Raw genomic sequence first — 14752 nt, 5'->3', positions numbered from 1 at the left:
CTCCTACGCCGCCAACGACGGATCAGCTTCCGCCTCGGCTGCAACGCTATTGCTATTGATCGTATCGTCATCGGGATGGAGTTCGGCTTTACGGCGTTCGTTGGGCAATAGGCCTTCCGGTCGGACGAGCATCATCACCACCAACACAATGCCAAACAGCAACAAGCGTTGTTGGGTCAGATCTTGCAGCGCCGAAACCCCAACCGTACTACTGCCCTCAGCTCTTGCCTTGGTCTCAGCAATCCGCCGAAACAATTCAGCACCTTTGGGGATAAACATCTTATCAGCGCCTTGAATCAACAAGCCACCAACAATCACCCCCGTCATATTGCCCAAACCGCCAAGAATCACCATACACAGCAAGATGATCGAGACGCTGAAGTCGAATGAGCTTGGGAAGATGGCCCCAATGAATGCGCCATAGAACGCGCCACCAAAGCCTGAGAACATCGCGCCCATCGAGAAGGCCAGCAATTTGGTGCGTACCACGTTGATGCCCATCGCATCGGCGGCCAATTCATCTTCGCGCATGGCCATCCAAGCGCGGCCTTGGCGCGAATCGCGCAAACGATTGATGAAGAAAATCGCCAAGCCCATGATCAGAATCAACAGGTAGTACCATGGAATTTTATTCGATGGATCGAAATCGCCAATCAAGGGCAAATGCGGCGGCGAAATTGGGTTGATCCCTTTGTTGCCGCCAGTCAAGTCGACTTGTTCGATCCCAATTGGCATGCCAAAGAAGCGCAAGGTTAACGTCCCACCAGGCGGGCCACCGCCAAGGCTACGGAACAGAATCGGCACAATTTCGCCGAAACCAAGCGTTACAATCGCCAAATAGTCGCCGCGTAAGGGTAATGTTGGCGCACCGAGGGTCAATCCAGCAATGGCCGCCACCGCTGCTGCCACCCAAATAACCAACCAAAAACTCAGGTTGATGCCAAGGTGGGGCGATGAAAGCATTGCTGTGGTGTAGGCTCCAATCGCGAAGAATGCAGCATAGCCTAAGTCGAGCAAGCCAGCATAGCCCACCACGATATTCAAGCCCAAGGCCAAGAGAATAAAGATATAAATTGGAATCAAGGCATCGAGCAACAGCAAATTGCCAGCCCGATCGATCAGCGGAATCAAGAGCACGGGTAGGGCGATGACCGCTAATAATGGAATATTAGGCCGCAATGGCAAGCTACGCGCAGCGCAAGAAGCGGCCCCCAAGATTGCACCCGAGAGCGTCGAAAAGGCGAAGGCAAACAGCAAAATCAGAATATCGCTGCCTAAGCCAAGCACATCGGCCAAAATCACGGTTTCGGATAAATGCTCAGCAAAATCGCCAGCATCGATGCCAGCCGCAGGCGCAATCACAAAGGCCATAACAAACAGGGACAAACCTGTCCATGCTCCGGCAATTGCGCCAGCCTCAGCCCCTAAGATTGCAGCTTTCTTGGGATTGGCTTGTGGGCTGCGTTGAAACGCCAATAAACCTGCTCCCAAGCCACTGACCATGCCCGCAATAATGGCAACGCCTGGTTTATGCGTACCATAGACAATCGTCATGACCGCGCCGAACATGCCAGCAATCAAGCCAGCTTTAATCATATCGGCCAATGGCGCACTATACAGCAAACAGAGTGCGGCAATCACCAACCCACCAAGCAGTGCTGAGCCAAGCCCAAGGTTGGGGTAATTCCATAAGAAGAATGTCCCGACCGCAAAGCCAACCCCGCCAGTTATTAAATAGCGCTTTGTATTTGGCATACAATCCTCGTTTCTAGGCTTTTTGGCCACCTTCTTGCCCGAGCAACCCAGTTGGTCGGAAGAGCAAAATCAAGACAAGAATGGCGAAAATCACCGCGTTCGACCAGCGTGTACCAATATATTGATCGCTCAAGGCGAGGATCAAGCCAATCAGCAAACCACCCAAAGCCGAACCAAGGATATTGCCAATGCCACCAAGCACTGCTGCGGTAAACGAGAGCAAGCCTGCGGTAAAACCCATACTAAATAAAGCAGTCCCGTTGTAGAGACCAACGATCATACCGGCAGCACCGCCCAACGCGCCACCAATAAGGAAGGTTACGGAGATGGTGCGGTCGGCGTTGATGCCCATCAAACGTGCTGCGTCGCGGTCTTGTGCAGTTGCGCGAATTGCCTTACCAAGCTTGGTAAAACGCACAAACGAATATAAGCCCGCAAGCAACCCAAGGCTTACAACGGCTACCAAGAGATCTTTATAGGTATACTTCAAGCTGTCGGGAATAAAAAAGACTTGGCCGTTGGGCAACAAGTCGGGAATGTTCTTTGGCGCAACTGATTGCGTGCCCATCGCATCGGCAACGCGGCCAATTGCATCTGAGCCAAGCCCAGCAGCCAACTTATCCCAAATCAGGCCATCGCCCAAAAAGATCCCAACATTTTGCAACACAAACGACATGCCAATTGCTGAAATCAAGGGAGCCAAACGTGGGGCATTGCGCAATGGCCGATAGGCAAAGCGCTCAATCCCTGCATTCATCAAGGCAGTACAAACCATTACCAAGCCCAAGATGCCAATCAACGAGAAGAAAATTGTGATCCCTGAGCTGGTTTTGGGGTCTAAACCAAACAAACTTATGAAGATCAACGCCAGAAATGCCCCGATCATAAACAAATCGCCGTGGGCAAAGTTGATCAACTCCAAAATCCCATAGACCAAGGTATAGCCGAGGGCAATCACCGCAATGTAGGTGCCTTTGGTCAAGCCAATCACGATCTGCTGGGTCAGCTGTCGCGGGCTATCCCACATCTCAAGTAAAATCGTTTGGTAAATGGGAATGGCAAAGAATCCGAGGAAAATAATCAGGCCGACAATCGAAAATGCCCGTCGCTTGGTCAGAAATGGCTCGCGTGGTACAAGCGGAGCCGCCTGCGGCGACGATGGAGTTTGAGATGCTGCCATAGCGCGTTATTCCTATGTACCCAGCAAGGGGCTGGTGACGATAATCCACACAGGGGAAAGGGACGATCAACGATCGTCCCTTGGAAACGGTATGCAAACTTATTTGAGGACTTGAATAAATTCGAATGCGCCATTCTTGATTTGTTGGCCGCTCATTTGGGTCAACGTCGTGTCGCCACTAGCGTCGAAGCCCCATTTGCCCAACACGCCATCGAAATCTTTGGTTGCGAAGACGTTCTTCAAGATGGTTTCGCGGTTGATGCTATCGCACGATTTGTTGATTGCAGCCAAGGCAACGTTGGTTGAATCGTAGCCATAGGCAGCATAGGCTTCTGGCTCGGCATTGAATTTAGCCTTGTAGGCGTTGTACCATTCGGCACCCTTGCCTTCAAGCTTCGATGGTGGAACGCCACCGAAGGTTGCGTACACGCCTTCAGCGTTATCAGCACCAGCTGCGTCAATAAAGGCTTGTTCGTAGATGCCGTCTGGACCCATGAACTTGACTTTATCAGCGGTCATGCCAGCAGCACGCATATCTTTGACCAATTGGCCTGCGTTGCTTTGGGTAATCCCACCGAAGTAGATCAAATCTGGGTTGGTGGCGGCAATTTTCGACATCAAGGCTTTGTAGTCGCTGGCTTTTGAATCGATGCTATCGCGGCCTGCAATTTTGATGCCGTTTGCTTCTGCGGTAGCAGCGAATACGTCAGCAATCCCTTTGCCGTACAACTCGGTATCATCCAAGATGTAAACATTGGTTACGCCCAATTCCTTGGCCCAATTGCCTGCTGCTGCGCCTTGCAAGTCGTCTGCTGGCACAACGCGGGTGTAGTTGCGGGTGCCATTTGGATAGTAGACTGCTGGTTCGCCTTCAGCGCCTTTGCCTTCTTTGGTCAAGCCAGGATAGGTGTTGGCTGGGCTAATCATTACAATGCCTGCTTTGTTCAAGAGCGGAATTGCAATCTTCGCTGCACCTGAGTTGAAAGTCCCGATATAAACCATCACATCTTTGTTGCCAGCAGCAGCATTGGCGTTTTCGGCTTCTTTGGTTTCGTCCCAAGCGCCTTTAGCTGCGGTTGCATCATCAAGATCTTCATATTTGATTTCAACATTACCATTGCACGCGGCGTATTTGTCTTCTTCTAAACGCATCTTAATGGCGTTTACGATGGTATCTGTTTGTCCTTTTGAGGAACCGGTGCGAGGTAAGCTGCTAACAATCGTGACGGTGGTTTTACTGGTTCCACCAGTTTGGGTACCACATGCGGCCAAAATTACCATGATCATGGTCAAGACGAGCGAGAATGAAAGAAAACGTTTCATAATTCCAGTTGCTCCTTGTTTAAAAGCGAGGAAAGCCTAAAACTGGCTAGCCCAAAGCCATACATGGTTTTAGTGATGAGGCATTAACCTCCTTAAAAGCCACATTGAACTCTAAGGTGCAATCATTGAACGACGAGCTACCTGCAATGGTAGCGGGTTGGATTGGGAGAAAGTAGAGGGACTTATAGGGCGGTAGTGTACACAACGACCATGGTTTTGTCAAACAATCGAGGTAGGACAATTACAAGGATGAAGGATGAGGGATGAAGGCAGAAATCAAAAGTCAAAAGTTAGAAGTCAAAAAGAACAGAGAACATAGAGCATAGAATTTTGGGGTTGGGGTTCGGGTGTCGGAGGCTGGGGATCAGACTATGGACTATCGGAAACATCATCAAAACAATCTGTGCAATCTGTGGCTAAAAAATACTCATTCGTGCAATTCGTGCAATTCGTGGCTAAAAACCCAACCTTCGCGATCTTCGCGATCTTCGCGGTTTCAGGCTTCGTTCCCTTCATGCCCTTCGTGGATTAATATTGCAACGCAGCGGCGCAGTGCAATCAGAACATGGCTACAGAATTCACTAGCTAATGTTCAAACTATGTGCTAAAGTCTAGACAGACTAGCTAGGAGGTCTTTATGGAACATATTTGGCAGTTGCAAGATGCGAAAAATCGATTTAGTGAGGTGGTTCAAGCTGCTCAGACAAGTGGCCCACAAATTATCACCAAACATGGTCAAGAAGCTGCGGTCGTGATTGGCTACCAAGAATATCGCCGACTACAGCTTGAACAAGAGCCATTATCAGCTTTTTTTCGTCGTTCACCCTTGATTGATTGTGAAATTGATTTAAGCCGTGATCCAAGCGGTTTGCGTGATGATCTTGAATTATGAATTATTTAATTGATACAAATGTTATTTCAGAATTAATTAGCCGCCAGCCAAATCAAGCTGTGATTGAATGGGCCGATCAACAATTAGCAGCACAATTGTATTTAAGTGTTATTACAATAGGAGAATTACAAAAAGGAATTAGTAAACTCATACCATCACAACGAAAGATTGAATTGCAAACATGGCTTCATGAAGAGTTACTAATCAGATTTCAAGGTCGAATATTAGGATTGGATACATTCGTTATGCTCAAATGGGGCGAGTTGGTTGGTCATTTATCCCAAGCAGGGCGTAATTTGGCTGCAATCGACTCGTTAATTGCTGCTCAGGCGATCTATTATAATTGTTGCCTCGTGACACGTAATATCAGTGATTTTCAAAATACTGGGGTGCAATTATTTAATCCATGGGAGTTATAGAACATAGAACATAGAATTTTGGGGATCAGGGGTCGGGGGCTGGGGATCGGGTGCGCATTCTGAACCCATAGCCTAGATCCAATCTTCGTGTTCCTTCGTGTCCTTCGTGGATCAAAACCTAGCGCCAAAAGCCATAAGCCTATAGCCTTAGATTCTCTGCGCCGCTGCGTTAAAAATCTCGCTTTGCGTTCTTCGTGATCTTCGCGGTTTCATGCTTCGTGCACTTCGTGCTCTTCGTGGATCAAAACAAACTGGCCCCTAAATCTCCATTTTGCCTGTACAATAAGAACACCTGAGTCGCAGTGGACGAAAGGAGCAAACATGCGACGGATTCTTCTCCTGCTGGGCTTGATCCTAAGCCTGATTCTTATTCCCTCCAAATCGCCCTCAACTAGTGCCGCCGAGCCTTCGCGCCCGGTTTTCGCCTACTACTATGGCTGGTGGGGTAGCCAAACGTGGTATCTCGATAAGATTCGTGATCGCCCGCTAGAACTCTACGAGAGCGACCGCGATAGCACCATGCTCAACCATATTCGCCAAGCCAAAAACGCTGGCATTGATGGCTTTATTTGTACATGGCGCTATACATGTGCTCGTTTGCTGCAACTCGCTGAGCAAGAAGGCAATTTCAACATCGCCTTCAGCGTTGATCCGGTGGCCGATGGCACGCTTGGCTCAACCCAAGCGATTGTTGATAATATGCGCGAAATGGCTGACCTTGCCAAAAGTAGCGCCTACTGGCATTGGGACGGCAAGCCGGTTTTCGTGTTCTGGAACGATACAATTTTGCCTGGTGGCCGTGGCTCATTGAATGATTGGACTGATTTGCGCAATCGCGTCGATCCCAATCGCAACCAATTTTGGCTTGGCGGCGGGGTCAATTTCAATCTCTTGGATGTGTTCGATGCACTCCACTTTTTCGATATTACGTGGGAACGCAAACAAGGCGATGCCATGAGTTCGTATAGCCGCAATTTGCGCGATTACAACACGCGCCGCAACAGTAACAAACCGTTTGTGGCAACTGTTATGCCTGGTTATGATGATTTGCTCTATCGCAATGGCCACTTGCGCGACCGCGAGAACGGCAACTACTATCGCGCTGGCTGGGATACAGCCATGAATTATCAAGCGCGCGCGGTGATTCTGACCAGCTGGAACGAATGGTATGAAGGGAGCCAGCTTGAGCCAAGCCAAAGCTATGGCAACCTCTACCTCGATATTTCGCGCGAAAAAATCAATGCCTTCAAAAACAATGTGCCTACGATTCCCGATGGCTTTGCTGATGCCAACTTTGAGAAAACCTGGCAACGCACCGATAAACCTGTGCAAGATGCGCGGAGCAATCGTTCGTGGGTTTGGGGGCCAGCAATCGCCAAAGGCCAATACGAGCCATACGGCGGTAGCACTCGCTTAGTTCAATACTTCGACAAATCGCGCATGGAAGTTAATAATCCCAATGGCGACCGCAGCCAGCCGTGGTTTGTGACCAACGGTTTGTTGGTGGTCGAAATGATTCGTGGCCAAGTGCAAATTGGCGATAGTTCGTTTGAGCAACGCATTCCCGCCGATGAAGCATTGGGCGGCGATCCACGAGCAATTAACGATGTTGCGCCTGGTTATAGCTCACTGCGTGACGTTTTGGGTGCTCAGCCCGACAAAACTGGCCAAACCATCGCTACCCAACTCAAACGCGATGCAACCACCAGCGGCATTGAGGCACCAAGCGTGGTCACCAACGCGAAGTTTGTAAGCCAAACTAACCATAATATTCCCGATGTCTTCTGGAACTTTATGAATCAACGCGGTACGGTCTACGAAAATGGCCGCTTTGTTGAAGGCCAAGTTGTCGATTGGGTCTTTGCCTTCGGCTATCCGTTGAGCGATGCCTATTGGATGCGGGCTAAACTTGGTGGCAACGAAACGTGGATGTTGGTGCAAGCTTTCGAACGGCGGATTCTGACTTATACCCCAACCAACTCCGCTGCCTTTCAAGTAGAGATGGGCAACGTTGGCCAACACTATCGCCGCTGGCGCTACGGCAACTAAGCACTAGCATTAATGCAAAACGCGCCCACTTCACATAACGAAGTGGGCGCGTCGATTTAATCAAGCTTATTGAGGGCAGCGCAGGTTGACACATTCGGGGCCTTTGAGAATATACTCATTAAAGAAGGCCTGAATTGCAGTTTCATCAACACTATCCAACAATTGGCGATGATTCCAAGCAGTCAAGGCAACTTTGCTATCCATATTTTCGCGGCTGACCAAAATGGTGCGATATTGTTCGGCGCTCAAGGCGGTAAACAATTTGACCAATTGTTCGTTTTCAGCAGCACTGGTAGCGCTTGGCTTGAACCAAATAATCACCCCGCCATGCTCCATGTTATGCACAATCCGCTCATCTTCTGGCGGATTGGTTTGGTAAAGACCCCATTGCGCTGGGCCAGACCAGTGGCTGCCTGAGGTTGGTGGATTCTGTTTGTATTCCACTTTTGTACCATCGGCAACGTGTTGTTGGCCTTCATCGGGCAATTCTTGAACAACCCCAGTCGTTGAGGGCGCTGTGGTTCCTTCAGCAACCGTCACTTTTTCAATTTCACTGCCATTGCCACGATTTAGCAAGATAACGCCAACCACCACAAGCACCAAGATTGCAGCCCCGATGCCGAAAACCAACGGCAACTGTGATTTTTGGCTCACTTGGCGACGACCACGACGAGGTTGAGACATGCGAAGAACTCCTTGAAATAACTTAAACTGATTGGAATAAGGCAACTGCTACTTGAGCAGCAATCTGAGCATTATTATTGAGTAAAGCGGTGTTGGTGGCGATGCTTTCGCCTTCGGTTTCGCGAGCCATGGCGCTCAGCAAGAATGGCGTAACTGCTGCGCCACGAATGCCTGCTGCTTCTGCTTGGGCAATTGCCCGCCCGATTGCTGCTTCAACAAATTGGAGATCAAGCGCTTTTTCGGCTGGCGGTGGCACTGCCAAAACCATGCCGCTGCCGCCGCCATACACGCGATGGGCGGCCCAGGTTGCCGCCGCTTGGGCTGCATCATCAACCTTGCGGCCCAATTGCAAACCACTGTGGGCGCTATAGAAGGCTGGCAACTCTTCGGTGGTATAGCCAACCACTGGCACGCCATAGGTTTCGAGCACTTCTAAACTTGCTGGCAAATCGAGAATCGATTTTGCGCCTGCGCAAACAACTAAAACTGGGGTTTTGCCCAATTCGCCGAGGTCGGCGGAAACATCCCAGCTTTCGCGTGCACCACGATGCACGCCGCCAATGCCGCCAGTTGCAAAGACTTGAATGCCAGCCAACCCAGCGATTGCCATGGTTGCGGCGACGGTTGTTGCGCCATCGCGGCCAGTCGCGACGGCATAGCCAATATCGCGGCGGCTCAGTTTCAGCACATCTTTGGCGGTTGCGAAATGCTCAATTTGCTCGTTGGTTAGCCCAACATGGACCGCGCCCTGAATCACGGCAATCGTGGCTGGCACGGCTCCTGCGGCGCGCACCGTTGCCTCAAGTTGCAAAGCAATTTCGCGATTATGTGGGTAGGGCAGGCCATGACTAATGACTGTTGATTCCAAGGCCACCACTGGTTGGCCATTGGCAAACGCTGCTTGCACTTCAGGTGCGAGAATTAAGTTGGTCACAATCTATTCCTTCTGTGGCGATTAAATAAGTAGGTCAGCCTCGATCACTTCAATCGAAACAAAACTATACCATAACTACATCGTCTGCATGCGTGCCATTAGTCCCTAAATTAATATTCTAACGCAAGTTACTCAAGAACGAAGGATGAGGGACGAAATTATGAGGGATGAGGGATGAAGGATGAAATGCACCATCAAAAGGCAAAAGCCTATAGCCCTACTTCGTGGAATTCGTGGCTAAGAAATCAAGTCTGCGGATGCTTCGTGGATTGGTGTTTTAACGCAGCGGCGCAGAGCGACCGAAGGATGAAGGATGAGGGACGAAGGCAAAAGGCAAAAATCAGAAGTCAAAAATCAAAAATAATCGGTGGAATCTGTGGCTAAATTAGAAGGATGAAGGATGAAGGATGAGGGATGAAGGGGCTGGGAATCAGGGACTAGGGATCAGAGGTCAGGCTGGAGACGTTGGGCTAGCAAGAACCTAATCCTAAAAATCTGTGCCAATCTGTGGCTAAAAAATACTCATTCGGGCAATTCGTGGCTCAAAAACTTAACCTTCGCGTGCTTCGCGCTCTTCGCGGTTTCGACTCTTTGTGTCCCTTCGTGTCCTTCGTGGATCAAAATCAATCCTCAATTTGTTCTATGCTCTCTGTTCTATGTTCTATGTTCTTGATACCCTACCACTAGACTATGATTTTATGGCATAATAGGGCCACTCCACGTTTGAGCAACGTCCTCGCATCAACCAGAACGGCATTTCCCCCATGTTTGTGGAAAGGCTACCAACCAGCGCATCTACACCTGTCCCGCAACATCAGAATAGGGGGTTTCTCATGGCCTCAATCGGACGGATTGGTCGGAATGTTTCGAGTTTGCCACGCCCAGATGAGTATCCACCGTCGAGCATCACCTTTGATTTTATGTCGATGGTTTTTGCTGCATGGTGGTTGGTTGGCCTGTTCGCTGATGGTGCAGCCCATGCTCGCAATGCAGTTGATACCTTCTTTACGCCATGGCATCTCATTCTCTACTCGGGCTTTTTGGCAGTAGCGTTATGGATTGGCGGGCTGCAACTGCGTAATATGTACAAAGGCTACAGCATCTGGCGGGCCTTGCCACGCGGCTATTTGCTGGCCTTGGTGGGGATTATTCTATTTGCGATTGCCGCGCCGCTCGATTTTATTTGGCACGATGTTTTTGGCTTTGAGCTGCGGCTTGATGCCTTGCTTAGCCCACCGCACTTGATGCTGATTACTGGCGCGATGCTATTTGGAACCGCTCCTTTGCGCACGGCCTGGATTCGCTTGCAACAAGGCGAAAAACTGGTTGGCTGGCGGGGTGGCCTCGCCCCGATGGTTTTATCGCTGTTTTTCTTTATGGTCACAACCGCCTTTATGACCCAATATGCCCATCCTTTGGCTTCGCCCAGATGGCTTTCAGCACCTTATAGCGTTGAAATAGAGATGTATCGGACTGACCTGTGGGGGATTGCTTCGGCCCATATCAGCACCTTCGTCTTGATTAGCATTTTGCTACTCTCGCTGCGCTTCTGGCCCTTGCCATTTGGCTCAATCACGCTGTTGGTAGGTGGTAGTATGTTTATGCTCTGGGTTATGCGCGCCTCAAAAGTCATGAACTATTGGCCGGTCTTGGTCTGGGCGGTCGTGATTGGCTTGGCTGCCGATTGCGCCATGCACTATTGGAAGATCGATCGCCATAACCGTTTGGGCATTCGCTTGCTGTGTAGTTTGTTGCCAGCTGGCTTCTTTTTGGGCTACTACCTGATTATTATGGCTGGGCCTGGTTTGACCTGGATTACCCATATGTGGACAGGCATGATTTTTGAAGTAGCAATTGTTGGTTTGATGTTGAGTTTCTTGGTCGCACCGCCCTACGAAACCATCAATAAAGCAAGCTGAAATTTCAGTTTAGCTATTTGCAAACGCACTTCATGGCCGATGAGGTGCGTTTGGTTTTTAAGAAGTGTAGGGAAACTAGGCTGCATAGCACCTTTTGGTATGCTAAGTATTTACCTTTTGGCTATCGTCGCCACTTGAATTTATGCTACTATGGGCATACTTATGACAAGGCGGTCGAGCCATTCTTGCTTAGCACTCCACACTACTTGCTCTTTATCGCCATAGTTCTAGCACACGCAAGGAGGCCAAGCATGGCAACGATCGGCCCAACCAAAACTACCGCATCACGGCTGAATCCTGCTCCTGTAGGCTACCCACCATTCAGCAAACGGCTTGATGCGTTGTGTATTTTCTTTAGCATTTGGTTGATCATTGGGCTGTTTATTGATGGTTTGGCGCATAAAGAGCAACGGATTGATACATTTTTTTCGCCATGGCATATCGTGCTCTATTCGGGCTTTTTAGGCATTACCTGTGTGATTGGCATAGTGCAGCTGCGCAATATGTACCGCCAATATCCGCTAACCAAAGCCTTGCCCCGTGGCTATTTCCCCGCGTTGTTGGGCATTCTGCTGTTTTCGTTTGCAGCACCGCTTGATTTTGTGTGGCACGAATGGTTTGGTTTTGAATTGCGCCTCGATGCTTTATTTAGCCCACCACATTTGATGATTATCAGCGGGGCGATGTTATTTGGCACTGCGCCATTACGCACTGCGTGGATTCAAACCCAAGCTGGCGCACGGTTGCAGGGTTGGCGTGATTTAGGCCCAATGGTGATGTCGCTGTTTTTTCTGATGGCGGCTGTGAGCTTTTTTACCCAATATGCTAGCCCAATTGTCAATGCGCCATTTCTCTCAGAGCCATATATTGAAACAACCATGTCAAATATCGATCTGCGTGGCATTAGCACAGGCATCATCACCACGCTGGTATTGATTGGGGTTTTGCTGCTCTCGCTGCGCTTCTGGCCCTTGCCATTTGGCGCAATGACGCTCTTAATTGGTGGGAGCACCGGCTTGATTTGGTTTGTACACAATGCAAGTTCGCAAGCGTATTGGCCAGTCGTAATTTGGGCTGCTAGTGTCGGATTGCTTGCTGATCTGGCGATGCATGGCTTCAAGATTAATCAACAACGCCCATTGCGCGTTCGATTGATCTGCAGTTTGCTGCCTGCTGGCTTCTTCCTTGGCTACTATCTGCTGATTATGGCGAGTATTGGCTTAAATTGGATTACCCATATGTGGACTGGCATGGTCTTTGAAGTGGCGATTTTGGGCTTCTGTTTGAGCCTCATCGCAATCCCACCCTATAGCAATAACAGCGCGCAGCTTGATGATGGGAAGTTTTGATCTGAACGATGGCTATTGGCTATTGGCTATTGGCTTTTAAAACACCACTCCATGTTCCGCTAGCCCATAGCCTCATAGCCCATAGCCAAATCATCTCTGCGCCGCTGTGTTAACATCAATTCACAAAACTACGAAGCACGCGAAGGTTTATTTTAGCCACAGATTGGCACAGATTTTTTTGATTGTTGTTCCCAAAGCCCAACGCCAATAGCCATCGTTTCTCTGCGTTAAAGCCCGAACCCCAAGTTCCAACAACCGATCACCCAAGCCCTGCATATGTTCTATGTTCTTTGCTCTATGCTCTTTGCTTAGCCTTTACGCCCAAATTGGCGTTCGATTTGGCCTTGGGTAATTTGCAGCATGGTTGGGCGACCATGTGGGCAGGTGCGCGGCATTTCGCAGCGCTCAAGTTGTTGCAGCAGTTGGCGCATTTCTTCGTGGGTCAAGGTTTTGCCTGCGCGAATCGAGCTATGGCAGGCGATTGTGGTTAACATTTTTTCGCGTCGATCGTCGCTGGTAGCGCCACCTTCATAGCTAAGATGATCGGCAATTTCCATTAATGCAGTTGCAATTTGGCCAACGTGGAGATTACTTGGCACAGCCCGTAGCATCAAGGTACCTTCGCCAAATTCCTCTGCTTCAAAGCCCCATTGCTCCAAATCGGCCAAATGCGCGCTGAGCAAACGCGTCACTGCTGGCGGCAATTCAATCGGCTGAGCCAGCATTAGGGTTTGGCGCTCAATCGGCACATCTTGGTGCTCAGCCATCAAGCGCTCATAGACCACTCGTTCGTGGGCGGCATGTTGATCAACCAAGTACATGCCATCGCTGCTTTCTGCCACAATGTAGGTTTCGTTAACTTGGCCAACCACGCGTAGCATTGGCAATTTGGCCTCGCCTGGCGCGGGCATGCTTGGCGCATACGCGGGATCGAAGGCTTGTTGTTGGGGTGGCAAAAACGCGTTTGGCTGGCTTTGGCTGGTTGGTGGCGTGTCAAAGCGCGCTTGTTTGGCCATTGGTGGCAAAGCCACGGTCGAATCAAAATCATCATCGGGATAATTGTTGACCTGCGGTCGCGGCGCGACTGGCGCATCATCAAATAATGGCGCATCGTTGCTCGACCCGCGTCGTTCACCATTTGGCGAACGCAATTCAACCCGCCGATTGACGCTTTCATTGGCCCCAAAGCCCGTCCAAGCGCGAATTGTGCTTTGCGCTGCTAAGGCTTCGCGCACAGCTTTGGTCAATGCGCCATACACATGCGATTGATTGCGGAATTTGACTTCACTCTTAGTTGGATGCACGTTCACATCAACCGCTTCTGGCTCAAGCTCAATATTCAAGGCCACGATTGGGTGGCGGCCTTTCATCAACAAGGTGTGATAGGCTTCTTCGATCATATAAACCAAGTTGCCTTGGGGCTTGATCCAGCGTTGATTGACGAATAAATGCATATAGGAGCGAGCGGCGCGGAAGGTTGAGGGCTGGCTAACAAAACCATGCACACGCACCGTTTCATCTTCTGCTTCCGAGGTGCGATCAACGCTAATCATCTCGCGGCCAACGTCAATGCCATACAATTCGATTAGGGCATCGAGCAAGCGGCCATTGCCTGGTGTTTGCAGCGCCAGTTTGCCATCAAGCAGCAACGTCCAACGAATATTGGGGTAGGCCAAGGCATATTGGGTCACGATGGTGCTAATCTGGCTCATTTCGGTAGCATCGGAGCGCATAAATTTGAGCCGCGCTGGCGTGTTATAGAACAAATTGCGAATCGTGAAGGTTGTGCCAACCGAGCAGCCACGGGGAGTTTTGGCCTGAATTTCGCCGCCAGCAATCCGTAATTCGGTGCCAACCTCGTCAGCGGCGGTACGTGTGAGGCAGGTTACTTGCGCGACCGAGGCGATTGATGGCAAGGCTTCGCCACGAAAGCCAAGCGTGCGAATCGAGAACAAATCCTCAATCTCGGTAACTTTGCTGGTAGCATGGCGCAAAAAGGCCGTTTCAACCTCGTCGCTCGGAATCCCAGAGCCATTATCTTGGATGCGCAACTCGCGTTTGCCGCCCTCGCGTGCTTCGACCCGAATCTCGGTAGCGCCAGCATCAACCGAATTTTCAATTAATTCTTTGACCACCGAAGCAGGGCGTTCAACCACCTCGCCAGCGGCGATTTGGGCGGCTAAAGTTGGGTCTAAAACACGAATTGGCATTGCTCTGGCTCCTCGTAGATGCACATTTTTACCCTGCC

At 50.1% G+C, this 14752-nt stretch carries 11 protein-coding genes; 5 read left to right on the top strand and 6 right to left on the bottom strand.

Annotated elements, in window-relative coordinates:
- Window positions 1-3: 3 nt before the first annotated feature.
- The 3 genes from C5S61_RS02250 to C5S61_RS02240 all read right to left on the bottom strand — a co-directional run bounded on the left by C5S61_RS02250 (window position 4) and on the right by C5S61_RS02240 (window position 4258).
- The gene (locus C5S61_RS02250) at window positions 4-1755 is read right to left on the bottom strand and encodes a branched-chain amino acid ABC transporter permease (RefSeq protein ID WP_205701345.1); all 1752 of its coding nucleotides are present in this window, start codon (window positions 1753-1755) and stop codon (window positions 4-6) included.
- 13 nt (window positions 1756-1768) lie between these two features.
- A complete protein-coding gene (locus C5S61_RS02245) occupies window positions 1769-2935 on the bottom strand; it encodes a branched-chain amino acid ABC transporter permease (protein WP_240614400.1) in 1167 nt (388 codons plus the stop codon).
- Between the two features lie 99 nt (window positions 2936-3034).
- Window positions 3035-4258: a branched-chain amino acid ABC transporter substrate-binding protein gene (locus C5S61_RS02240; protein ID WP_110513498.1), complete on the bottom strand. Its 1224-nt coding sequence runs from the start codon at window positions 4256-4258 to the stop codon at window positions 3035-3037.
- A gap of 637 nt (window positions 4259-4895) precedes the next feature.
- Here C5S61_RS02240 and C5S61_RS02235 point away from each other — a divergent pair.
- The 3 genes from C5S61_RS02235 to C5S61_RS02225 all read left to right on the top strand — a co-directional run bounded on the left by C5S61_RS02235 (window position 4896) and on the right by C5S61_RS02225 (window position 7618).
- Window positions 4896-5150 carry a type II toxin-antitoxin system Phd/YefM family antitoxin gene (locus C5S61_RS02235; RefSeq protein WP_110513497.1) on the top strand — a complete coding sequence of 85 codons (255 nt, stop codon included), beginning with the start codon at window positions 4896-4898 and terminating at the stop codon, window positions 5148-5150.
- A complete protein-coding gene (locus tag C5S61_RS02230; protein ID WP_110513496.1) occupies window positions 5147-5569 on the top strand; it encodes a type II toxin-antitoxin system VapC family toxin in 423 nt (140 codons plus the stop codon). The genes C5S61_RS02235 and C5S61_RS02230 overlap by 4 nt, the downstream gene beginning before the upstream one ends.
- 321 nt (window positions 5570-5890) lie before the next feature.
- Complete coding sequence (locus C5S61_RS02225) at window positions 5891-7618, top strand: glycoside hydrolase family 99-like domain-containing protein (protein WP_110513495.1); 1728 nt, start codon at window positions 5891-5893, stop codon at window positions 7616-7618.
- A 66-nt stretch (window positions 7619-7684) separates the two neighbouring features.
- Here C5S61_RS02225 and C5S61_RS02220 read toward each other — a convergent pair whose 3' ends face one another.
- Window positions 7685-8302 carry a thioredoxin-like domain-containing protein gene (locus C5S61_RS02220; RefSeq protein ID WP_110513494.1) on the bottom strand — a complete coding sequence of 206 codons (618 nt, stop codon included), beginning with the start codon at window positions 8300-8302 and terminating at the stop codon, window positions 7685-7687.
- Window positions 8303-8324: 22 nt separating this feature from the next.
- On the bottom strand, window positions 8325-9236 hold the full coding sequence (locus C5S61_RS02215; RefSeq protein ID WP_110513493.1) for a pseudouridine-5'-phosphate glycosidase: 912 nt from the start codon (window positions 9234-9236) through the stop codon (window positions 8325-8327).
- 833 nt (window positions 9237-10069) lie between these two features.
- On the opposite strand from C5S61_RS02215, the gene C5S61_RS02205 reads away from it, so the two are divergent.
- Both C5S61_RS02205 and C5S61_RS02200 read left to right on the top strand, forming a co-directional pair.
- A complete protein-coding gene (locus C5S61_RS02205; RefSeq protein WP_110513491.1) occupies window positions 10070-11155 on the top strand; it encodes a hypothetical protein in 1086 nt (361 codons plus the stop codon).
- A gap of 251 nt (window positions 11156-11406) precedes the next feature.
- Window positions 11407-12504: a hypothetical protein gene (locus C5S61_RS02200; protein ID WP_110513490.1), complete on the top strand. Its 1098-nt coding sequence runs from the start codon at window positions 11407-11409 to the stop codon at window positions 12502-12504.
- Window positions 12505-12812: 308 nt separating this feature from the next.
- On the opposite strand, the gene mutL is transcribed toward C5S61_RS02200, so the two are convergent.
- Window positions 12813-14714: a DNA mismatch repair endonuclease MutL gene (gene mutL / locus C5S61_RS02195; protein WP_110513489.1), complete on the bottom strand. Its 1902-nt coding sequence runs from the start codon at window positions 14712-14714 to the stop codon at window positions 12813-12815.
- Between the last annotated feature and the right edge of the window lie 38 nt (window positions 14715-14752).

This window comes from Herpetosiphon llansteffanensis (assembly GCF_003205875.1).
Taxonomy (GTDB): Bacteria; Chloroflexota; Chloroflexia; order Chloroflexales; family Herpetosiphonaceae; genus Herpetosiphon; species Herpetosiphon llansteffanensis.
The sequence above is the reverse complement of the archived record's forward strand: the minus strand, read 5'-3'. Positions and strand labels throughout refer to the sequence as shown.